The 18,992-nt window shown below is 72.0% G+C and carries 20 protein-coding genes; 13 read left to right on the forward strand and 7 right to left on the reverse strand.

Annotated elements, in window-relative coordinates; all coding sequences use genetic code 11:
* The first annotated feature begins 183 nt into the window (after positions 1-183).
* The 3 genes from ACP4J3_RS18075 to ACP4J3_RS18085 all read left to right on the forward strand — a co-directional run bounded on the left by ACP4J3_RS18075 (position 184) and on the right by ACP4J3_RS18085 (position 3,799).
* The gene (locus ACP4J3_RS18075; protein WP_426535520.1) at positions 184-873 is read left to right on the forward strand and encodes a class II aldolase/adducin family protein; all 690 of its coding nucleotides are present in this window, start codon (positions 184-186) and stop codon (positions 871-873) included.
* Between the two features lie 225 nt (positions 874-1,098).
* Positions 1,099-2,226 (forward strand): alpha/beta hydrolase, encoded by a 1,128-nt coding sequence (locus ACP4J3_RS18080; protein ID WP_426535522.1) that lies wholly within the window; start codon positions 1,099-1,101, stop codon positions 2,224-2,226.
* A 169-nt stretch (positions 2,227-2,395) separates the two neighbouring features.
* The gene (locus ACP4J3_RS18085) at positions 2,396-3,799 is read left to right on the forward strand and encodes a hypothetical protein (protein ID WP_426535524.1); all 1,404 of its coding nucleotides are present in this window, start codon (positions 2,396-2,398) and stop codon (positions 3,797-3,799) included.
* A 13-nt stretch (positions 3,800-3,812) separates the two neighbouring features.
* On the opposite strand, the gene ACP4J3_RS18090 is transcribed toward ACP4J3_RS18085, so the two are convergent.
* On the reverse strand, positions 3,813-4,226 hold the full coding sequence (locus tag ACP4J3_RS18090; RefSeq protein WP_426535526.1) for a VOC family protein: 414 nt from the start codon (positions 4,224-4,226) through the stop codon (positions 3,813-3,815).
* 576 nt (positions 4,227-4,802) lie between these two features.
* Between ACP4J3_RS18090 and ACP4J3_RS18095 the strand changes: the two genes are divergently transcribed.
* The 3 genes from ACP4J3_RS18095 to ACP4J3_RS18105 all read left to right on the forward strand — a co-directional run bounded on the left by ACP4J3_RS18095 (position 4,803) and on the right by ACP4J3_RS18105 (position 7,892).
* A complete protein-coding gene (locus ACP4J3_RS18095; RefSeq protein ID WP_426535528.1) occupies positions 4,803-6,401 on the forward strand; it encodes an ABC-F family ATP-binding cassette domain-containing protein in 1,599 nt (532 codons plus the stop codon).
* A 335-nt stretch (positions 6,402-6,736) separates the two neighbouring features.
* Positions 6,737-6,958 (forward strand): helix-turn-helix domain-containing protein, encoded by a 222-nt coding sequence (locus ACP4J3_RS18100; RefSeq protein ID WP_004002281.1) that lies wholly within the window; start codon positions 6,737-6,739, stop codon positions 6,956-6,958.
* Positions 6,959-7,088: 130 nt separating this feature from the next.
* Positions 7,089-7,892, forward strand: coding sequence for an enoyl-CoA hydratase/isomerase family protein (locus tag ACP4J3_RS18105; RefSeq protein WP_426535531.1), 804 nt, complete (start codon positions 7,089-7,091; stop codon positions 7,890-7,892).
* A gap of 31 nt (positions 7,893-7,923) precedes the next feature.
* On the opposite strand, the gene ACP4J3_RS18110 is transcribed toward ACP4J3_RS18105, so the two are convergent.
* Entirely contained in the window at positions 7,924-8,661 is a 738-nt protein-coding gene (locus tag ACP4J3_RS18110; RefSeq protein ID WP_426535533.1) for a nucleopolyhedrovirus P10 family protein, read from the reverse strand.
* 89 nt (positions 8,662-8,750) lie between these two features.
* Between ACP4J3_RS18110 and ACP4J3_RS18115 the strand changes: the two genes are divergently transcribed.
* Genes ACP4J3_RS18115 through amaP form a run of 5 tightly spaced genes read left to right on the forward strand, consistent with a single transcriptional unit; the run spans position 8,751 to position 11,161 of the window.
* Positions 8,751-9,239, forward strand: coding sequence for an Asp23/Gls24 family envelope stress response protein (locus ACP4J3_RS18115; protein ID WP_426535535.1), 489 nt, complete (start codon positions 8,751-8,753; stop codon positions 9,237-9,239).
* Between the two features lie 50 nt (positions 9,240-9,289).
* Entirely contained in the window at positions 9,290-9,481 is a 192-nt protein-coding gene (locus ACP4J3_RS18120) for a hypothetical protein (RefSeq protein WP_426535537.1), read from the forward strand.
* Positions 9,478-9,888, forward strand: coding sequence for an Asp23/Gls24 family envelope stress response protein (locus tag ACP4J3_RS18125; protein WP_426535539.1), 411 nt, complete (start codon positions 9,478-9,480; stop codon positions 9,886-9,888). The genes ACP4J3_RS18120 and ACP4J3_RS18125 overlap by 4 nt, the downstream gene beginning before the upstream one ends.
* Positions 9,885-10,577, forward strand: coding sequence for a DUF6286 domain-containing protein (locus tag ACP4J3_RS18130; RefSeq protein ID WP_426535541.1), 693 nt, complete (start codon positions 9,885-9,887; stop codon positions 10,575-10,577). Before ACP4J3_RS18125 ends, ACP4J3_RS18130 begins: the two co-directional genes overlap by 4 nt.
* Positions 10,574-11,161 carry an alkaline shock response membrane anchor protein AmaP gene (gene amaP / locus ACP4J3_RS18135; protein ID WP_426535543.1) on the forward strand — a complete coding sequence of 196 codons (588 nt, stop codon included), beginning with the start codon at positions 10,574-10,576 and terminating at the stop codon, positions 11,159-11,161. The genes ACP4J3_RS18130 and amaP overlap by 4 nt, the downstream gene beginning before the upstream one ends.
* Positions 11,162-11,180: 19 nt before the next feature.
* On the opposite strand, the gene ACP4J3_RS18140 is transcribed toward amaP, so the two are convergent.
* Genes ACP4J3_RS18140 through ACP4J3_RS18160 form a run of 5 tightly spaced genes read right to left on the reverse strand, consistent with a single transcriptional unit; the run spans position 11,181 to position 16,158 of the window.
* Positions 11,181-11,936 (reverse strand): SDR family oxidoreductase, encoded by a 756-nt coding sequence (locus tag ACP4J3_RS18140; protein WP_426535545.1) that lies wholly within the window; start codon positions 11,934-11,936, stop codon positions 11,181-11,183.
* A 5-nt stretch (positions 11,937-11,941) separates the two neighbouring features.
* Positions 11,942-13,729, reverse strand: a complete 1,788-nt coding sequence (locus ACP4J3_RS18145; RefSeq protein ID WP_426535547.1) for a glycoside hydrolase family 15 protein — start codon at positions 13,727-13,729, stop codon at positions 11,942-11,944.
* A 34-nt stretch (positions 13,730-13,763) separates the two neighbouring features.
* Positions 13,764-14,051, reverse strand: coding sequence for a hypothetical protein (locus tag ACP4J3_RS18150; protein WP_426535549.1), 288 nt, complete (start codon positions 14,049-14,051; stop codon positions 13,764-13,766).
* Entirely contained in the window at positions 14,048-14,623 is a 576-nt protein-coding gene (locus tag ACP4J3_RS18155; protein ID WP_426535551.1) for a sigma-70 family RNA polymerase sigma factor, read from the reverse strand. Before ACP4J3_RS18155 ends, ACP4J3_RS18150 begins: the two co-directional genes overlap by 4 nt.
* Complete coding sequence (locus ACP4J3_RS18160) at positions 14,620-16,158, reverse strand: sodium:solute symporter family protein (protein ID WP_426535553.1); 1,539 nt, start codon at positions 16,156-16,158, stop codon at positions 14,620-14,622. Before ACP4J3_RS18160 ends, ACP4J3_RS18155 begins: the two co-directional genes overlap by 4 nt.
* 168 nt (positions 16,159-16,326) lie before the next feature.
* Between ACP4J3_RS18160 and ACP4J3_RS18165 the strand changes: the two genes are divergently transcribed.
* Positions 16,327-16,563 (forward strand): DUF3311 domain-containing protein, encoded by a 237-nt coding sequence (locus ACP4J3_RS18165; protein ID WP_426535555.1) that lies wholly within the window; start codon positions 16,327-16,329, stop codon positions 16,561-16,563.
* A 47-nt stretch (positions 16,564-16,610) separates the two neighbouring features.
* Complete coding sequence (locus ACP4J3_RS18170) at positions 16,611-18,764, forward strand: carbon starvation CstA family protein (RefSeq protein WP_426535557.1); 2,154 nt, start codon at positions 16,611-16,613, stop codon at positions 18,762-18,764.
* The last annotated feature ends 228 nt before the right edge of the window (positions 18,765-18,992 follow it).

Genomic DNA, 18,992 nt, shown 5'->3' on the forward strand with positions numbered 1-18,992 from the left:
CACGACAAATCTCCCAGAGAGTACTGGAAGATCGTTGAATGCCGATCGTTCTCAGGCCAAGGGTGGGGCGAGGGTGATATGTCCCTGTGTGTGCCCTTCCGGACGCCGGTCTTCCCCTCTAAAGTGCGCCGCCCCGGCGGTGACTTGACGCGGTGTCCGGGGCCTGGCTGGCAGGATCGCCGCATGGGTGAGCAGCAGCGGGATCAGCGGGGCGTACGGCCCGAGGAGGCGGAGGCGTGGGAGACGCTGGTGGCGACAGCGCGGCGGACGGTGGCGGACGGGCTGGTCGTCGGGACGTCGGGCAATGTGTCGGTGCGGGTCGGGGAGACGGTGCTGGTCACGCCGTCGGGAGTGCCGTACGACCGGTTGTCGGCGGAGGATGTGACCGGGGTCGATCTGGACGGGCGGCAGGTGCTGGGGGCGCTGGTGCCGACCAGCGAACTGCCGATGCATCTGGCGATCTACCGCGCCACGGACGCGGGTGCGGTGGTCCACACCCATGCGGTGCATGCGACGGCCGTCTCGACGCTGGTGACCGAGCTTCCGTTGATCCACTACATGGCCGCGGCGCTGGGGGGACCGGTTCGTGTGGCTCCCTATGCGACGTACGGCACCCAGGAGTTGGCCGAGAACATGCTCCGGGCCCTCACCGACCGCACCGCCTGCCTCCTGCAGAACCACGGCACGATGGCCTGCGGCGCGACGCTGGACCAGGCGTATGACCGTACGGCCCAACTGGAATGGATGTGCCGGGTGTGGCTGACGGCCTCGTCGGTTCCGGGGCTGGCGCCGTCGTTGTTGTCGGAGGGGCAGGTGGCCGAGGTGGGGGAGCGGTTGCGGGGGTATGGGCAGCGGGGGCCCTCCGGGGGTTGAGCCGGGGATGCCTGCGGCGGCCTGTGCGGGGTGTGTGTGGGGGGGGCGTGGCGTCTGCGGGTGCGTTGTGGGTCGGGGCCGCGCGGAGGGTCCCGGGCGCGCATCTTTCAGTCCGTCCGGCGGGGCGCGTCGGAGCTGCAAACCGGCGGTGGGGGTGGGCTGCGTGCCTCACTCCAAGTCGGGCTCCCACTGGCCCCTCCCCGCCTCCGCCCGGACACTGGGTTCGTGCGCACTGTCAAAGCGACGGCCGCTGCCGTCACCGTGGCTCTGGCCGCCGGCGCTGCCAGCGTCGCCGCCGGGCGGTTCGCCAGTGGGGCCGCGCTGACGGCGCCCCCGGGCAGGCCCCTGCCCACCGAACCCCGGCTGACCGTGCACGCCACGGCCGCCGGGCAGGTCGCGCTCACCCGCGACCTCGCCTCGCTGCGCCCCGGCACGTACGGGCTGTCCGGCGACGGCTCGCACGCCGTCGTCGGCCCCGTGCTCGCCGCGGCGAAGCACTCCGCCGACACCGTCGTACGGCGGCTCGAACGCGTCACCCACGGCACCCTGCAGCCCGGCGACAGCGTCTGGCTCACCCCGAACGTCCACGTCGGCGACCCGAGCGCAGCCCTCGGCCTCGACCACGCCGACGTCGACGTCCCGGGCGAACTCGGCTCCCTGCCCGCGTGGTTCGTACCCGGTGCGCGGGACACCTGGGTCATCGCGGTGCACGGGCTCGGCACCACCCGCGAACAGGCCATGAACGTCATGGAGTTCCTCAGCGGCCGGCACTTCCCGGTCCTCGCCCTGGCCTATCGCGGCGACCTCGGCGCGCCCCGCCCGCCGGACGGGCTGAACCATCTCGGCGAGACCGAGTGGCGGGACCTGGACGCGGCGATGCGCTACGCCGTGCGCCACGGCGCCGGGCAGCTCGTTCTGCTCGGCTGGTCCACCGGCGCGACGATGGCGCTGCGTGCCGCCGCGCGCTCGGGGCTGCGGGACCGCGTCTCCGGACTCGTCCTCGACTCCCCGGTCCTCAGTTGGGAGACCACCCTGCGCGCCCTCGCCTCGGCCCGGCACACGCCGAGCGCGCTGCTGCCGCTCGCGGTCCGCGCGGCACAGGGCCGCACCGGGCTGAGCGCAGATCGTGCCGCCGACGGCGACGCCGTGGACCAGCTCGCGGTGCCGACCCTGATCTTCCACGGGCCCGAGGACAGGGTCGCCCCATGGCACCTGTCGCGCCGCCTGGCCGACGCCCACCCCCACCTGGTGACCCTCCAGACGGTCGAGAACGCCCCTCACGCGGCCATGTGGAACGCCGACCCCGCCTCCTATGAAGAATCCCTGCGGCGCTTCATGACTCCGCTCATGTGACCCCGGCGGCACCCCCGCACGGACCGGTCCCACAGATTCCGTTTAAGGCCGTACCACTGGCCTGTTATCGGCCCCCAGCCGCTCGCAGAACCCCGTGCGTTGGCCATCCCCGTCGCCCCTCGTGACATTCCGTTTGGGTTTTCGGACCGTCAACCGGAAGACTGCACCCGTGACGTCCCGTATCCCGCGCGACTCCAGGCTTCGACTCGTCCGCCCGCGACCCCTGGCCGCCGCCCCCAGAGCTGTGAATCAGCGGCGCCCGCGCCCCGCCGCGCCCCGCCCCCCGGAAGGCACACCCGCCCAGGCGGAGCTGGCCAGAATGGCTCGCTCCGGTCTGGCCGCCGCGGCCCGTGTCGCCCACTGGGCCGACGCCGCGCTGCGCCCCGGCCGCGACGGCTCGAACCCCGACGGCAAAGGCACCCTCTCCGACGCGACCGCCGAACGGGCGGCGAACGACCTGGGCCTGACCGTGGCTCAGGTGCGCGCCGACTGGGACACCGCCCGGCTCGCCGGTCTCGTCGAGGTGCACGGCGACACCGCCCGGCCCGGCTGGCGGCTGCGCGCCTGGGACCGCGACGACAGCGCCGTGCTGCGCGGCTGGGTCGCCCTCTTCGACGCCTGGTCCCTCGTCCACCCGGAACCCGAGCAGCATGAGCACGGTGCCGTGGCGGACGTCGTCTCGGCCCTGCCCCAAGTGCTCTCCTTCCTCCAGCTCTCCGCCGGACCCGTCCCCGTCGAGCAGCTACTCGACCTGCTGGAGCAGCGCGTCACCGAACTGCGCACCGAGAGGTGCGAGATCCCCTACGGGCCCCGGCCCGAGCCGGTCGCCGTCCCGGCCGCCACCGAGGACGCCTCCCTCGCCCCGCTCCTCGACTGGGCCCTGCGCGCCCTCGCCTCCGTCGGCGCCCTCACCTGCGGCGACGGACAGGCCACGCTGACCCCGCTCGGCAGTTGGGCGGTCTGGGTCAAGCTGGAGCAGATCTGCGTCGCCGCCCAGAGCCCCGCCGGGAACATCGAGCAGGCGGCCGAGGACATGCTCCGCGGCTGCGCCCAGCTCCGCCCCAACGCCGCCCGCGCCGAGTACCGCGCCTGGCTCGCCGCCCGCCCCGTCGGCAGCGCCGTCACCGAGCTCCTCGGCGCCGCCCGCGGGGAGGACGCCCTGCTGCGCGGACTCGCCTTCGAGGCGCTGCGGGTCGTCGGCGCCCCCGCCGAGCCGGACGTGCGCGCCGTCGTCGACGAGCCGACCCTGCGGCCCTACGCCCTGCTGTGGCTGGCCGAGCACGACGGCGTCGACCCCGAGGACGCCCACGAGGTGCTCACCCGGGAAGAGGCCACCTGGCTGTGGGTCGACACCGCCGCCGCGGTCGCCGACCACGGCGAGGCCCCGATGCTCGTACGGCACCTGGAGTCCGCGCTGCAGCCGACCGTCCCCGCGCTCCTCGACGAGGTGCGCGCCGTCGGCCATCCCCGCACCGTGCAGGTCCTCGTCGCGCTGGCCGCCGCGCACCCCGACCCCGCCCTCGCGAAGGCCGTGCGCCGCGCCGCCTTCCAGGTGCACACCGGGGGGAGCTGAGCCCGAGCGGCGCTCAGCCCTTGATCTCGGGGGCGTAGGTGCCGAAGCTCCAGACGTTGCCCTCTATGTCCCGGGCCATGTAGTCCCGGGAGCCGTAGTCCTGGTCCGTCGGGGGCATCAGGATCTCCGCGCCGTGCTCCACGGCCCGCCGGTGGTGTGCGTCGACGTCCTCCACGACGACGTACACCCCGGTCGTGCCCGCGTCCTTCATCACCTTGTCGAATGCGCTGCCGGTGCCCTTCGAGCCGAGCATCACCGCGCCGTTGCCCTGCGCCAGCTCGGCGTGCGCCACTTTGCCGTCCTCGCCCTCGTACACCGCCAGCTCCGTGAACCCGAAGGCCTCCGTGAGCTGTTCGACCGCCGCCTTCGCGTCCGCGTACAGCAGCGTCGGGTAGATGCTCGGGCGCCCACTGCTCGTGCCTGCCATGCCGATCACCCCTCGGTGAGCCATGTGATCAATTGCCGCTGTCGGCCGGGAATCCCAGCCGATGTCCAGTCTTGCAGCGACCACTGACAACGGCCGGGCGTGCGGTGGGCAGGGGGCCGAACGGCCGATGTCCAGTCTTGCAGCGACCACTGACAACGGCCGGGCGTGCGGTGGGCAGGGGGCCGAACGGGGGACAGGACAGCACAGAACCTCGCCCGTCCGTGCCGCAGGTCCTGCCGGGCCGGCACCCGGGGCAATGCCCCGCGGTCCCGCGTGCCGTATATCACGCCAAGACGCCACGCCCAGGCGCTCATCGTCGCCCGGCCCTGCCCCACGCGGCGTGGACCGCCCAGCTCATCGCCGTCGACGGGCTGGGGCGGATCACCCTGCTCCGCCGACCGCTCGGCAGCGAAGTCCGCCGGGAGGGCGGCAGGACCCGGCCCGAACACCCGATCCCAGAAAAAGTGGTTGCACCGCCCCGTTAGACTGGCCCCATGGCCATTCTCCTCGCGCATTAGACGGCGGGTACGTCCTCAGCCGCCCATCCCGCCACCCATCCCGCCCTGGAGTCTGTCCGTGATCTCCGCCTCCGGTATCGAGCTGCGCGCCGGTGCCCGCGTCCTCATCGAATCCGCGACCTTCCGTGTCGCCAAGGGCGACCGCATCGGCCTCGTCGGCCGCAACGGCGCCGGCAAGACCACCCTCACCAAGTGCCTCGCCGGCGAGGGCATCCCCGCCGGCGGCACCATCACCCGCTCCGGCGAGGTCGGCTACCTCCCGCAGGACCCCCGCACCGGCGACCTCGACGTCCTCGCCCGCGACCGCGTCCTGTCCGCGCGCGGCCTCGACGTACTGATCCGCAAGATGCGCGAGAACGAACAGCGCATCGCAGGCGGCAAGGGCGCCACCCGCGAGAAGGCACTGAGGCAGTACGAGCGCCAGGAGACGGAGTTCCTCACCAAGGGCGGGTACGCCGCCGAGGCCGAGGCCGCCACCATCGCCGCCGCGCTCAACCTGCCCGACCGGGTGCTCGGCCAGCCGCTGCACACCCTCTCCGGCGGTCAGCGCCGCCGTATCGAGCTCGCCCGCATCCTGTTCTCGGATGCCGACACGCTGCTGCTCGACGAGCCGACCAACCACCTCGACGCCGACTCGATCGTCTGGCTGCGGGACTACCTGAAGACCTACCGCGGCGGCTTCATCGTGATCTCCCACGACGCCGGCCTGGTCGAGACGGTCGTCAACAAGGTGTTCTACCTGGACGCCAACCGCGCCCAGATCGACATCTACAACATGGGCTGGAAGCTCTACCAGCAGCAGCGCGAGGCCGACGAGAAGCGCCGCAAGCGCGAGCGGCAGAACGCCGAGAAGAAGGCCGCCGCGCTCAACGCCCAGGCCGACAAGATGCGCGCCAAGGCCACCAAGACGGTCGCCGCGCAGAACATGGCCCGGCGGGCCGAGCGGCTGCTGTCGGGGCTTGAGGAGGTCCGGCAGTCCGACAAGGTCGCCAAGCTGCGGTTCCCCGAGCCCGCGCCCTGTGGCAAGACCCCGCTGACCGCCGAGGGGCTGTCGAAGTCGTACGGCTCCCTGGAGATCTTCACCGACGTCGACACGGCCATCGACAAGGGGTCGAGGGTGGTCATCCTCGGGCTGAACGGTGCCGGTAAGACGACCCTGCTCAGGCTTCTCGCGGGCGTCGAGCAGCCCGACACCGGCGCGGTCATCCCCGGCCACGGGCTCAAGATCGGCTACTACGCCCAGGAGCACGAGACCCTGGACGCCGACCGCACCGTCCTGGAGAACATGCGCTCCGCAGCCCCGGACATGGACCTCGTCGAGGTCCGCAAGGTGCTCGGCTCGTTCCTGTTCTCCGGCGACGACGTCGACAAGCCGGCCGGTGTCCTCTCCGGCGGTGAGAAGACCCGTCTCGCACTCGCCACCCTGGTCGTGTCGTCGGCGAACGTCCTGCTGCTCGACGAGCCCACCAACAACCTCGACCCGGCCAGCCGCGAGGAGATCCTCGGCGCGCTGCGCACCTACAAGGGCGCCGTCGTCCTCGTCACCCACGACGAGGGTGCCGTCGAGGCGCTCCAGCCGGAGCGGATCATTCTGCTGCCCGACGGTGTCGAGGATCTGTGGGGCGCCGATTACGCGGATCTCGTCGCCCTCGCTTGATCGAATGCGTGATCAACAGCGTAGGGATCATTCGGCCCATCCGTGATCCATCATCTGTGTGAGATCTCCTCATACCGAGGTGTGTGCTACATCGAATTCGCGGCCGAGTCCTCTATCGACAAGGGCTCGGCCGTCGTGCTGCTCTGACCTGGGGCTTCGCAAAAGAACCCGTTCGGGTGTACGGACACGACTCATCGGAATTCCAGATTCCGCATGTGGGGATGTGCTCCTGTCGTCAAAACCTTGTCTCACGGACCTTGCCGAATGGGTGGCCATGAAGGCCCGGAGGGGTGATCATGAGGAGACCAGAGCGCACTTCCCATGAGGAGGCACGGGTGGCCGAGACTCTGAAGAAGGGCAGCCGGGTAACCGGCGCCGCGCGCGACAAGCTCGCGGCAGACCTGAAGAAGAAGTACGACTCCGGTGCGAGCATTCGGGCGCTGGCCGAGGAAACCGGCCGCTCGTATGGCTTCGTACACCGGATGCTCAGCGAATCGGGCGTCACGCTCCGTGGGCGTGGCGGGGCGACGCGGGGCAAGAAGGCCGCATCGTCCTGAGCCCGGGCGGCCCATCGCTTCGATGGTGGCCACCCGGTCGGTCGGCTGACTGGCCGGGTGGTTACTGTGCAGTCACTTAGGGGGTGCCCTCCGGGCATCCCGAGATGACCGCACTCATCGGAGGCGCCCCATGGCTTCGCCCGAGAAGGACCTTGCTCCCCTGCTCGACAAGAACGGCGTACGGCTCACCGTCGACGGCGCGATCGCCACGGTGACCCTGGCCAACCCGGCCAAGCGTAATGCGCAGAGCCCCGCCCTGTGGCGGACGCTCGCCGAGGCCGGGCGGGTCCTGCCGGGCCATGTGCGGGTCGTTGTGCTGCGCGGTGAGGGCAAGTCCTTCTCCGCCGGACTCGACCGGCAGATGTTCACGCCCGAGGGGATCGAGGGCGAGCCCTCGTTCATCGACCTCGCGCGCAGCAGCGACGGCGAACTCGACGCTGCCATCGCCGAGTTCCAGGAGGGCTTCACCTGGTGGCGGCGCAACGACATCGTGTCGATCGCCGCCGTGCAGGGGCATGCCATCGGGGCGGGCTTCCAGCTCGCGCTCGCCTGTGACGTGCGCGTCGTCGCCGACGACGTGCAGTTCGCCATGCGCGAGACCAGCCTCGGGCTGGTGCCGGACCTGACGGGCACGCATCCGCTCGTCGGCCTGGTCGGATACGGCCGTGCGCTGGAGATCTGCGTGACGGGCCGCTTCGTGTCCGCCGAGGAGGCCGTGAGCAGCGGCCTCGCCAACCTCGCGGTGCCCGGCGACCAGCTCGACGACGCCGTACGGGACCTGGCGGGGGCGATCGTGGCCGCGCCGCGCGATGCGGTCATCGAGACCAAGGCACTGATCCGTGGTGCCGTGGACCGCACCTACGACGAGCAGCGCGGCGCCGAGCGGGCCGCGCAGGCGCGACGGCTGCGGGACCTGGCCGGCCTCGGCGAATAGGCCGGATAGGCCGAAGTGGACCATGCGTCGATCAGCCGACGGCCGTCACCAGCACCGCCACCGTCGGACGATCCGCCACTGCCTCGCGCACCTTCCGGCGGACCTCCCGGGCCACATCCAGGGCCCGATGGTCCGCGCTCACCGCGATCTCCACGCGCACGTGCCGGTGCGCCAGGGCGGTCGCGGTCTGCCGCTGCTCGAAGTGCACCGCATGCCCCAGCCCGCCCAGGACGCCCGTCAGCCGGGTGACCCCCGGCACCGCCACAGCGGCGGCCGCGACGCGCTCCTCGTCCGGGTCGCCGGGCTCAGCGGCCCGGGCCGGCTCCGGCTGCCGTACCGGAGCGGGCTCGGCGGCCTCGTCGTCGGCCTCGCCCTCGTCGAGCAGGGCCGTCACCCGTAGGTCCACCTCGGTCACCGTCAGGCCGAGGCGGTCCGCCGCCGTGCCGGCCAGCAGCGCGCGCAGCCGGTCGGCCGTCGTCGGCAACGGCTCGGTCGCCCACGCCGCGAAGTCGGCCGAGACCCGCAGCGGGCCCGGTTGCAGGGCGCTCGGCGGGGGCGGTACGGCCGCCTCGTGCGCCTCCTCCGGGTCGGTGAGCGCGATCCGCAGCGCCCCCAGCCGCACCCCGCGCATGTCCTGGGCCGCGCGCCGCAGCACTGCCTGGGCCGCCCTCTCGGAGATCCACGCGCCGTCTCGCGCACCGCCCAGCGGCAGCAGCCGGCCCAGGCCCACCTGGTCCCGAACCACCCGCGTCCAGTCAGCCGTCGTCATTCCTCCAGCCTGCCGCATCCCCGGGGCGCGGTGGGCCAACCGCACTTACGGTGGTCGAAGGAACGACAGACCGAAAGGGACGTACGGCGATGACCGACATCGAGCAGAACCGGACGCAGAGCCCTGAGGAGACGGCACCCCCCGTGGCGCCGACGCCGCGCAAGGCCACCAAGCGGGGCGGCGGGGACCCGGCGAGTCGCGGCCGGACCACCATCGCCGACGGCGTCGTCGAGAAGATCGCCGGAATGGCGGCGCGCGACGTGGTCGGCGTGCACGCGATGGGCAGCGGGATCAGCCGCACCTTCGGTGCCGTACGGGAACGGGTGCCCGGCGCGACGAAATCCGTGACGCGCGGCGTGAAGGCCGAGGTCGGTGAGGTGCAGACCGCGCTCGACCTGGAGATCGTCGTCGACTACGGCGTGTCCATCGCCGACGTGGCCCGGGCCGTGCGGGAGAACGTGATCGCCGCCGTCGAGCGGATGACCGGCCTGGAAGTCGTCGAAGTCAACATCGCGGTGAGTGATGTGAAGCTTCCCGAGGAAGAAGAAGAGGAGCCGGAACAGCCCCGGATCCAGTGACGCCGACGCGGTGAGGCACCGGCGGCACCGGCAACGGAACGGAGGGCACCATGAGCATGGCCGTGGTCGGCATGATCGCCGGCATGGCGCTGGGCTTCGCCGGCTACTTCGGCGGGTTCGGCGCCTTCCTGCTGGTGGCGGCGCTGGGCGCCGTCGGGTTCGTCGTCGGCAGGTTCCTGGAGGGGGACTACGAGCTCGGCGACTTCTTCCGTCAGCGTGACGGCCGACGCGACCGGCGGTGACGTCCGTGAGCGCTCAGGCCGCGGAACTCGGCGGACCACCGGCCGTCGTCGTCCCGCCCGGTGAGCGCGGGGCGACCCGGATCGCCGACCGGGTCGTCACGAAGATCGCCTCACAGGCGGCCCGCGAGGCGTTGGGGCGGCTGCCCAAGGACGCCGCACGGCCCTACGCCCATGTCGTCGTGCGCCCCCAGTCCGCCGAGGGCACCACCGTCGACGCCGCCCGGGTCCGCGTCCATGTCGAGCTCGACTACCCGTGCGACATCGGATCCCGGTGCGCGGCCGTGCGTCGGCATGTCGTGGAGCGGGTAGGCGCGTTGGTGGGCATGGAGGTGCCGGAGGTCGCCGTGCACGTGGAACGGCTGCACCCGGCGCCCGGACAGGGCGCGGCACAGGGGAGGACCCGATGAGCGAGTCCCAGTCTTCCGAGGGCACTTCCGAGGGCACCACACAACGACTCCCGGTCCTGGAGAAGGAACCCGGACCCGAACCCCTCGACCAGTCGGCGTCAGCGGCGGACTACGATCCCCCGGCCGCGCTCGACGGCGAGGGCGGCCGCGAGGGCCGCTTCTGGTCGGCACGCCGGGTCCCGGCCTCGATCACGGCACTCCTGCTGATGGTCGTCGCGGGCTTCTTCCTGTACGACATCGCCGCCGTGCGCGCCGACCGGCCGGCCATGCGCTGGCGCCGGGAACTGGCCCAGCAACTCGCCGCGCGCCCCCTCGACGACGTCTGGGTGCTCGTCGGCGCGGGCGTCGCCGCCGCCCTCGGCCTGTGGCTGCTCGTCCTGGCCGGCACGCCCGGCCTGCGCCGGGTGCTGCCGATGCGGCGCACCCACACCGACGTACGCGCCGGACTCCACCGCGACCTGGCCGCCCTGGTCCTGCGCGACCGGGCCATGGAGATCTCCGGCGTCCAGTCGGTACGGGTACGGGTGGGCCGGTCCCGGGCCGATGTCCGCGCCATCTCCCACTTCCGCGAACTGGACGACGTACGCGCCGACCTGGACGCCGCGCTCGCCGACGCGATCAGGGGCCTGGGGCTGGCCCGCCCGCCCGCGCTGTCGGTGCGGGTACGGCGGCCCGGACGGAAGGGGTGAGGGCCGTGCTCAGAGTGGTCAACCGGGTGCTGATCGGGCTCGTCGGACTGGTCCTGCTCGTCATCGGCGGCTCGGCGCTCGCCGTGGGCCTGGGGGCGCCGGCGCCCTCCTGGTGGATCCACGACGACCGACACGACGTCCTGCTCAGCGACGCCGAGCGGACCCGCTGGCAGGACGACGGCTGGTGGTGGCCGACGGTCATCGCGGTCCTGGCCGTCCTGCTGCTGCTCGCCCTGTGGTGGCTGACCGCGAACCTCCGCCGACGCCGCCTCGCCGAGGTCCTGGTGGACACGGGAGACGGCGAGGGCGCACTGCTGCGCGGCCGGGCCCTGGAGACCGTACTGGCGGACGAGGCGGCGACACTGGACGGCGTCCACCGCGCCCACGTCCACCTGACGGGCAGGCGCAGTACCCCCGAGACCCGGGTACGGCTCCTCCTGCAGCCGCACGTGGACCCCGGGACGGCGCTGAACGACCTCACCACTCAGGCCCTGGCCCACGCCCGCAACTCGGCGGGCCTGGCGTCACTGCCGGCGGAGGTCCGCCTCAGGGGCGTCAAGCACGGTGCCGAAAGGGTCAGTTGAGGGGTCGGTCGACCAACTCTCAGAATCCGTGCCGCATTCCGCCGTCCACCGGCAACATGATCCCCGTCAGATAGGACGCGGCGGGCGACAGCAGGAACGCCGCCGCACGCCCGAACTCCTCCGGAGTCCCGTAACGCCGCAGCGGAATACGCGCCTCATGCCCCGCCCGGGTCGCCTCCGGGTCCGCGGACAGGCCGTCCAGCTCGCGCACGCGGTCGGTGTCGATCCGGGACGGCAGCAGCCCCACGACCCGGATTCCCCGCGGCCCCAGCTCGTCCGCGAGGGACTTCGCGAACCCGGCGAGCCCCGGCCGCAGCCCGTTGGAGATGGTCAGCGCCGGAATCGGCTCGTGCACCGACGCCGACAGCACGAACCCGATGACCCCGCCCTCGTCGAGCTCCGCCGCTGCCGCCCGCGCGAGCCGGACCGCACCCAGGAACACCGACTCGAACGCGGCCTGCCACTGCTCGTCCGTGTTGTCCGCGACGAACCCGGCCGGCGGCCCCCCGACGCTCACCAGGATGCCGTCGAAGCCCCCGAACGACTCGCGCGCGGCGGCGATCAGCCGTGCCGGCGCCTGGGCGTCGGCGTTGTCGACGGCGACCCCGACCGCGTTCGGCCCCAACTCGGCCGCGGCCGCGGCGGCCCGCTTCTCGTCCCTGCCGGTCACCACCACCTTCGCCCCGTCGGCCAGCAGCTCACGCGCCGCCGCGTTGCCCAGCCCACGGGTGGCACCCGTGACGACGTACACCCGGTCCTTCAGCCCAAGATCCATGGCCCCTATCCTGCCCCGTCGCCCCCGAACAGGGCGAGGGCGGTGTTCACCAGGCCGATGTGGCTGAAGGCCTGCGGGAAGTTGCCGAGCAGCCGGCCGGAGACCGGGTCGTACTCCTCCGACAGCAGCCCCACGTCGTTGGTGAGCCCCACCAGCTGGTCGAACAACTCCCGCGCCTCCTGGGCACGGCCTGTCATGTGCAGTGCCTCCGCGAGCCAGAACGAGCAGGCCAGGAACGTGCCCTCGTCGCCGGGCAGCCCGTCGACGGTGGTGCCCTCGGTGCTGTAGCGGCGCAGGAAGCCGTCATGGCTGAGCTCGGCGCGGATCGCGTCGATGGTGCCGACGACGCGCGGGTCGTCGGGCGGCAGGAAGCCGACGCGTGGGATGAGCAGCAGCGCGGCGTCCAGCTCACGGGAGCCGTAGAACTGCGTGAAGGTGTTGCGCTCGGCGTCGTAGCCCTTCTCGCACACCTCGCGGTGCACCTCGTCGCGCATCTCCCGCCAGCCGTCGAGGTCGCCCTTCAGCTTCGGGTTCTTCTCCAGTGCGCGCACGGCACGGTCCGCGGCCACCCACACCATCACCTTCGAGTGCACGAAGTGACGGCGGCCGCCGCGCACCTCCCACAGCCCCTCGTCGGGCTGCCGCCACGCCGAGCGCAGCCACTCGACGAGGGCGGCCTGGATCGCCCACATGTGCGGCCTGGCGGGCAGTCCCGCGTCCCGGGCCAGCGCGAGGGTGTCCATGACCTCGCCGTACACGTCCAACTGGAGCTGGTCCACGGCCTGGTTGCCGATGCGCACGGGGGAGGAGCCGGCGAAGCCGGACAGCCAGGGCACCTCCCACTCGGGCAGCCGGCGCTCGCCCGCCAGGCCGTACATGATCTGCAGATCGGCCGGGTCACCGGCGACCGCGCGCACCAGCCAGTCGCGCCAGGCCTCGGCCTCCTTGCGGTAGCCCGCCGACAGGCCGACGTTGAGAGTGAGGGTGGAGTCGCGCAGCCAGCAGTAGCGGTAGTCCCAGTTGCGGACGCCGCCCAGCTCCTCGGGGAGCGAGGTGGTGGGGGCGGCGACGATGCCGCCGGTCGGCCGGTAGGTGAGGGCCTTGAGGGTGATCAGGGAGCGCACGACGGCGTCGCGGTACGGGCCGTCGTAGGGGCAGTTGCCCACCCACGTGTGCCAGTCCCGGATGCTGCTGTGCAGCGACTTGTACGGGTCGACGAGCGGCGGGCGCGGCTCGTGCGAGGGGTGCCAGGTGAGGACGAACGCGACCTTCTCGCCCTTGTCGACGGTGAACTCCGAGTGCGTACCGAAGTCCTCGCCCCAGGTGTGCACCGCGGGTTCGCTGCGCAGCCAGACCGAGTCGGGGCCGGCGACGGCGACCCGGTGGCCGCGCGAATTGCGCACCCAGGGCACGATCGAGCCGTGGTCGAAGCGGATTCGCAGGGTGGAGCGCACGGTGACGCGGCCGTGCAGTCCCTCGACGATGCGCACCAGGTCGGGGGCGCGGTCGCGTTGGGGCATCAGGTCGGTGACGCGGATCGCGCCGTCGTCGGTCTCCCACTCGGTGTCCAGGACCAGGGTGTCCGGGCGGTAGGCGCGGCGCGTGCAGGGGCCCTCGGCGTGCTTGGGGGCGATGCGCCAGTGGCCGTTGTCGTCGTCGCCGAGCAGCTTGGCGAAGCAGGCCGGCGAGTCGAACCGGGGCAGGCACAGCCAGTCGACGGAGCCGTCCCTGCCGATGAGGGCAGCCGTCTGCTCGTCACTGATCAGGGCGTAGTCCTCGATGCGCTGCTGCACGCAATGGCGGGTTCCCCCGGGGCCGGTGGGCCAATCAGGGCTGGGGCCGGGGGAGTGACGCGCTCGCCGCGGACCCGGTGCCGGAGAAGATGACCCCGGGATCCGCCGGGGCCTGGTTGAGGACCCACAGCCCGATCAGCGTGGCCAGGGCGAACACGACCGCGACCAGGACGGCGAGGACGAGCCGGCGCCGGCGCTCCCGGCGCAGCCACTCGCCGCGCGCCGTGCGATAGGCGTCGGGCGGGGCCTGCACCCCGTCGGCGAGCGCGGCGAGCGCCTCGCGCAGCTCCCGCTCGGTGCGGCCTGAAGTGGTCTCGTTCATCGCCGGGCCTCCATGGCCTGGGTCAGGGCGGCGAGGCCGCGTGCCGTATGGGTCTTGACGGATCCGCAGGAGATCCCCATCGCCGCGGCGATCTCACTCTCCTTCAGCCCGAGCCAGTGCCGCAGCACCAGCGCCTCGCGCTGCCGGGCCGGCAGTTGCTGGAGCGCGTCGATCAGGACGCGCTGGTCGTCACGCAGGAGCGCGGTGCTCTCGGCGGAGGCGACGAGCTCGTCCGGCGCGGGCTTCTCCACGTGCTTGCGGGCCACTTGGAGATGCCGTATCCGCATCCGTGTCAGATTGCACACGGTGGAGCGCAGATACGCCTCCGCCGCCTCGGTGTCCCTCAGCCTCCGCCACTTCCGGTAGATCTGGTAGTAGGCCTCGGCGACCACGTTCTCCGGGTCGTCGGCGCCGAGCAGGACGGCGAGGCGCAGCATCGAGGAGTAGTGCAGCTCGAACAGGCGGGCCAGGCCCGCCTCGCGCTCCAGGTCCGCCGGGTCGCTCACCGCGGGGGTGAGCGGAACGGCCGGTACCGCCGCAGCTCCGCTCTCGCGTCTCAGGTGCTGTCTCACGGGTTGTTCGCTCCCGTCTCGGGGCGCCGCCCGACGCTCAGGCGCGACGGCAGGCCGGTCAGATCGGCGCCGCGCGGGACGCCCAGGCGTTCGAGCACCGCGGTCCCGGCCACGGCAACGGTCAGGTTGAGGAGCAGGGCGGCGATCCCGGCGTAGATCTCCGGGCCGGAGCCGATCGGCACGATCGACGAGAAGCCCTCCCGTACGACCATGAAGGTCCCGGCGACCATGCCCACGCCCCACCCCGCGAGCAGCGCCCGCGGATGCAGCCGCCCGGTGAACAGCCCGACCGCGACGGCCGGGAAGATCTGCAGGATCCAGACCCCGCCGAGCAACTGGAGGTTGATGGCGTCCTGGTCGCGCAGCCCGAACACGAACGCCACCGCGCCCACCTTCGCGGTCAGCGACACCGCCTTGGCGATGCGCACCTGCCGCTTGGGCGTGGCCGTCGGATGGACGTACTCGACGTACACATTGCGCACGAAACTGGTGGCGGCCGCGATCGACATCACCGCCGCCGGCACCAGCGCCGCCACGGTGATCGCCCCGAACACCAGCCCGGCCAGCGGCCCCGGCATCAGCCGGTCCACCAGCATCGGTACGGCCGCCTCGGCGCCGCCCTCAGGGGCGCGCACGCCGGTCGCGAGCGCCGCGATGCCGAGGAAGCCGAAGAGGGCGAGCAGCCCGGTCCAGGCGGGCAGCGCGACGGACACCTTGCGCAGGGTCCGCGGGCCGTCGGCGGCGAACCCGGCGGTGAGGACGTGCGGGTACATCAGCAGGGCCAGCGCGGAGCCGAGGGCGAGGGTGGCGTAGGCGGGCTGCTGCTCGGGGCTGAGGAGCAGCGCCGGGCCGCCGAGCCGCTCGGCCGCACCGTCGAAGACGGCGCCCGGGCCGCCGAGCCGGTTCAGGACCAGCCAGGTCACCGCGGTCAGCGACACGAAGACGGCCACGGCCTTGAGCGCGGAGATCACGGTGGGGGCGCGCAGCCCGTGCCGGTAGGTGGCGACGGCGAGCCCCGCGAACAGCGCCACCATCACCAGATCGCCGGCCGCGCCCCGCGGATACACGCCCCCGGCCGCGAGCACCGCCCGTATGCCGAGCAGTTGCAGCGCGAGATACGGCATCGTCGCGAGGATCCCGGTCAGCGCGACCACCAGGGCCAGCGGCGGCGAGCCGTACCGGCCGCGCACGAAGTCGGCCGCCGTGACATAGCCGTGCGCGCGGGCCACGGACCACAGGCGGCTCAGCAGCACGAAGGCGATCGGGCAGACGATCACCGTGTACGGCACCGCGAAGAAGGCGGGCGCCCCGTTGCCGTACGCGAGTCCCGGTATGGCGGCGAAGGTGTACGCGGTGAAGATCGTGCCGCCGAGCAGCAGCCAGGTCCACACCGGGCCGAGACTGCGGTCGGCCAGCGCCCAGCCCTCCAGGGACGGCAGCCGCTCGCTCGGACGCAGGCGCCGCGCGGTGACGGCGAGCAGCGACGCCCCGCCGATCACGGCGAGAAACGTCGCGGTCATGGCGCCGTCGGCCATGGGTCACCGTCCTTGGTGTGCCTGTGCCCTCGCGGGAGAGTTGCGCGAGCGGCCGGAGAGGATGACACGGAACCGGCGGGAAATTTCCTGGAAATTCGCTGTCAACCGGATCCTGCGGGTGGGCAACTCTTGCACGAACCCACAGCGAGCGGGAGAGGAGGGCAGGTCATGGCACGGACCGGTCATCACCGGCTACGGCGGGTCGCGATCGCCGTACTGCTTCTCGCGCCCGCCGCCGGTCTGCTGTGGGTTCCCTGGTACGCCGGTGCCGAGCCGCGACTGGCCGGGACGCCGTTCTTCTACTGGTACCAGCTCGCCTGGGTGCCGGGGTGCGGCCTCTGCCTGCTCGCCGCGTACGCGCTGACGGACCGGCATCGAGATCGACGTCGACATCGACATCGCTGAGCCGCACGTCCCGTTCTGTCGCACGCCTGTTCAGGTCAGGAGCCGCCATGCCTACATCAGCCATGCCCGAAAACGGCCGTAGCACGCCCGAGAAATCACGAATGTCGCCGAAGTCGGTGGCGATATGGACCGCCGTGGCCCTGGTCGGCGCCCTCGGCTGGGCCGTGCTCGCCCTGTCCCGGGGCGAGGAGATCTCGGCCGTCTGGCTGGTCGTGGCCGCCCTCGGCTCGTATGCGATCGCCTACCGCTTCTACTCCCGCTTCATCGCCCGGCGCGTCCTGCGGGTCGACGACACCCGCGCCACCCCCGCCGAGCGCCTCGAGGACGGTGTCGACTATCACCCCACCGACAAGCGGGTGCTGTTCGGCCACCACTTCGCGGCGATCGCCGGCGCCGGCCCCCTGGTCGGCCCGGTCCTGGCCGCGCAGATGGGCTATCTGCCGGGCACGGTCTGGATCATCGTGGGCGTGATCTTCGCCGGCGCGGTGCAGGACATGATCGTCCTGTTCCTCTCCATGCGCCGCGACGGCAAGAGCCTCGGCCAGATGGCCCGCGACGAGATCGGCAGGGTCGGCGGTGCCGCCGCGCTGATCGGCGTCTTCGCCATCATGATCATCCTGCTCGCGGTCCTCGCGATGGTCGTCGTCAACGCACTGGCGGAGTCCGCGTGGGGCACCTTCTCGGTCTCCATGACCATCCCCATCGCCCTCTTCATGGGCTTCTACCTGCGCTGTCTGCGGCCGGGACAGGTAGTGGAGACCAGCCTCATCGGCGTCGCCCTGCTCCTGCTCGCGATCCTCGGCGGCGGCTGGATCCAGGACTCCTCACTCGCCGAGTACTTCGTCTGGAGCCCCGAGACCCTGGTCTTCTGCCTGATCGGCTACGGCTTCATCGCCTCGGTGCTCCCGGTGTGGATGCTGCTGGCCCCGCGTGACTACCTCTCCACCTTCATGAAGGTCGGCACCATCGCCCTGATGGCCGTCGGCGTACTGATCGCCGCCCCGAACCTCAAGGCCGAGCCGGTGACGGAGTTCGCCTCGACCGGCGCCGGCCCGGTGTTCGCCGGATCCCTCTTCCCCTTCCTCTTCATCACCATCGCCTGCGGCGCCCTGTCCGGCTTCCACGCCCTGGTCTCCTCCGGTACGACCCCGAAGCTGATCCAGAAGGAGTCCCAGGTCCGGCTGATCGGCTACGGCTCCATGCTCACGGAGTCCTTCGTCGCCGTCATGGCCCTGATCGCCGCCTGCGTGCTGGAGCCGGGCCTGTTCTACGCGATGAACTCCCCGGGCGCACTGCTCGGCCCGACCGTGGAGACCGCCTCCGAGGCCGTGAAGAACCTCGGCTTCACCATCACCCCGGACCAGCTCACAGCCGCGGCGCACGCCGTCGAGGAGGAGACGCTGGTCGGCCGCTCCGGCGGTGCGCCCACCTTGGCCGTCGGCATGTCCGAGATCTTCGCCGGGGTGCTCGGCGGCGCCGGGATGAAGGCCTTCTGGTACCACTTCGCGATCATGTTCGAGGCGCTGTTCATCCTCACCACGGTCGACGCGGGCACGCGGGTCGGCCGCTTCATGCTCCAGGACATGCTCGGCAACGTCTGGAAGCCGATCGGCCGCGTCACCTGGAAGCCCGGCATCTGGATCACCAGCGCCCTGGTCGTCGGCGCCTGGGGCTACTTCCTCTACGCCGGTGTCACCGACCCGCTCGGCGGCATCAAGCAGCTCTTCCCGCTGTTCGGCATCGCCAACCAGCTCCTGGCCGCCGTCGCCCTGGCCGTCACCACCACTGTGCTGATCAAGTCCGGCAGGCTGCGCTGGGCCTGGGTCACCGGCATCCCGCTCGCCTGGGACGTGGCCGTCACCTTCACCGCCGGCTGGCAGAAGATCTTCTCGGACAACCCGGCGATCGGCTTCTTCGCCCTGCGCGACAAGTACGCGCAGGCCATCGACGACGGTCAGCTCCTGCCCGGCGCCGCGAACATGGACGATATGCACACCATCGTGCTCAACAACACGGTAGACGGCGTGATCATGGCCATCTTCCTCCTGCTGGTCCTCACAGTCCTGGCCAACTGCGCCGTGGTCTGCGTCCGCGCCGTCCGCGCCGCCGAGCCACTGCCGACGACCGAGGTGCCGTACGTCGAGTCCCGCATCGACGTGCCGGAGCGGGAGGGCGAGGAGCTGGCGGGGGTGCGGTCATGAGGGCGGCGCGGTGGGTGCGGTGGTACGTGCGTGAGCTGATGGACGTAGTGAGCCTGCGGCACCGGGAGGACCGGCCGGAGGGCCGCTGCTGCTGATGCCGGGGGGCGGCTGCGGGTCGTCTGTGGCTGGTCGCGCAGTTCCCCGCGCCCCTTAAGACGTCATCTCATTTGGTGAGTCGGCGGTAGCAGATGAGGGTGCAGGCGATGCTGGTGAAGGCCAGGAAGTGCT

This window comes from Streptomyces sp. UG1, assembly GCF_049974585.1.
Lineage (GTDB): Bacteria > Actinomycetota > Actinomycetes > Streptomycetales > Streptomycetaceae > Streptomyces.

Excerpts from the sequence above, each read along its gene's own strand:
- ACP4J3_RS18105 (WP_426535531.1), top strand. The coding sequence starts at position 7,089 with ATGGCTTCGCCCGAGAAGGACCTTGCTCCCCTGCTCGACAAGAACGGC.
- ACP4J3_RS18130 (WP_426535541.1), top strand. The coding sequence starts at position 9,885 with ATGAGCGAGTCCCAGTCTTCCGAGGGCACTTCCGAGGGCACCACACAA.
- ACP4J3_RS18140 (WP_426535545.1), bottom strand. The coding sequence starts at position 11,936 with ATGGATCTTGGGCTGAAGGACCGGGTGTACGTCGTCACGGGTGCCACC.
- ACP4J3_RS18160 (WP_426535553.1), bottom strand. The coding sequence starts at position 16,158 with ATGGCCGACGGCGCCATGACCGCGACGTTTCTCGCCGTGATCGGCGGG.
- ACP4J3_RS18150 (WP_426535549.1), bottom strand. The coding sequence starts at position 14,051 with ATGAACGAGACCACTTCAGGCCGCACCGAGCGGGAGCTGCGCGAGGCG.
- ACP4J3_RS18110 (WP_426535533.1), bottom strand. The coding sequence starts at position 8,661 with ATGACGACGGCTGACTGGACGCGGGTGGTTCGGGACCAGGTGGGCCTG.
- ACP4J3_RS18165 (WP_426535555.1), top strand. The coding sequence starts at position 16,327 with ATGGCACGGACCGGTCATCACCGGCTACGGCGGGTCGCGATCGCCGTA.
- ACP4J3_RS18170 (WP_426535557.1), top strand. The coding sequence starts at position 16,611 with ATGCCTACATCAGCCATGCCCGAAAACGGCCGTAGCACGCCCGAGAAA.
- ACP4J3_RS18090 (WP_426535526.1), bottom strand. The coding sequence starts at position 4,226 with ATGGCAGGCACGAGCAGTGGGCGCCCGAGCATCTACCCGACGCTGCTG.
- ACP4J3_RS18115 (WP_426535535.1), top strand. The coding sequence starts at position 8,751 with ATGACCGACATCGAGCAGAACCGGACGCAGAGCCCTGAGGAGACGGCA.
- ACP4J3_RS18075 (WP_426535520.1), top strand. The coding sequence starts at position 184 with ATGGGTGAGCAGCAGCGGGATCAGCGGGGCGTACGGCCCGAGGAGGCG.
- ACP4J3_RS18120 (WP_426535537.1), top strand. The coding sequence starts at position 9,290 with ATGAGCATGGCCGTGGTCGGCATGATCGCCGGCATGGCGCTGGGCTTC.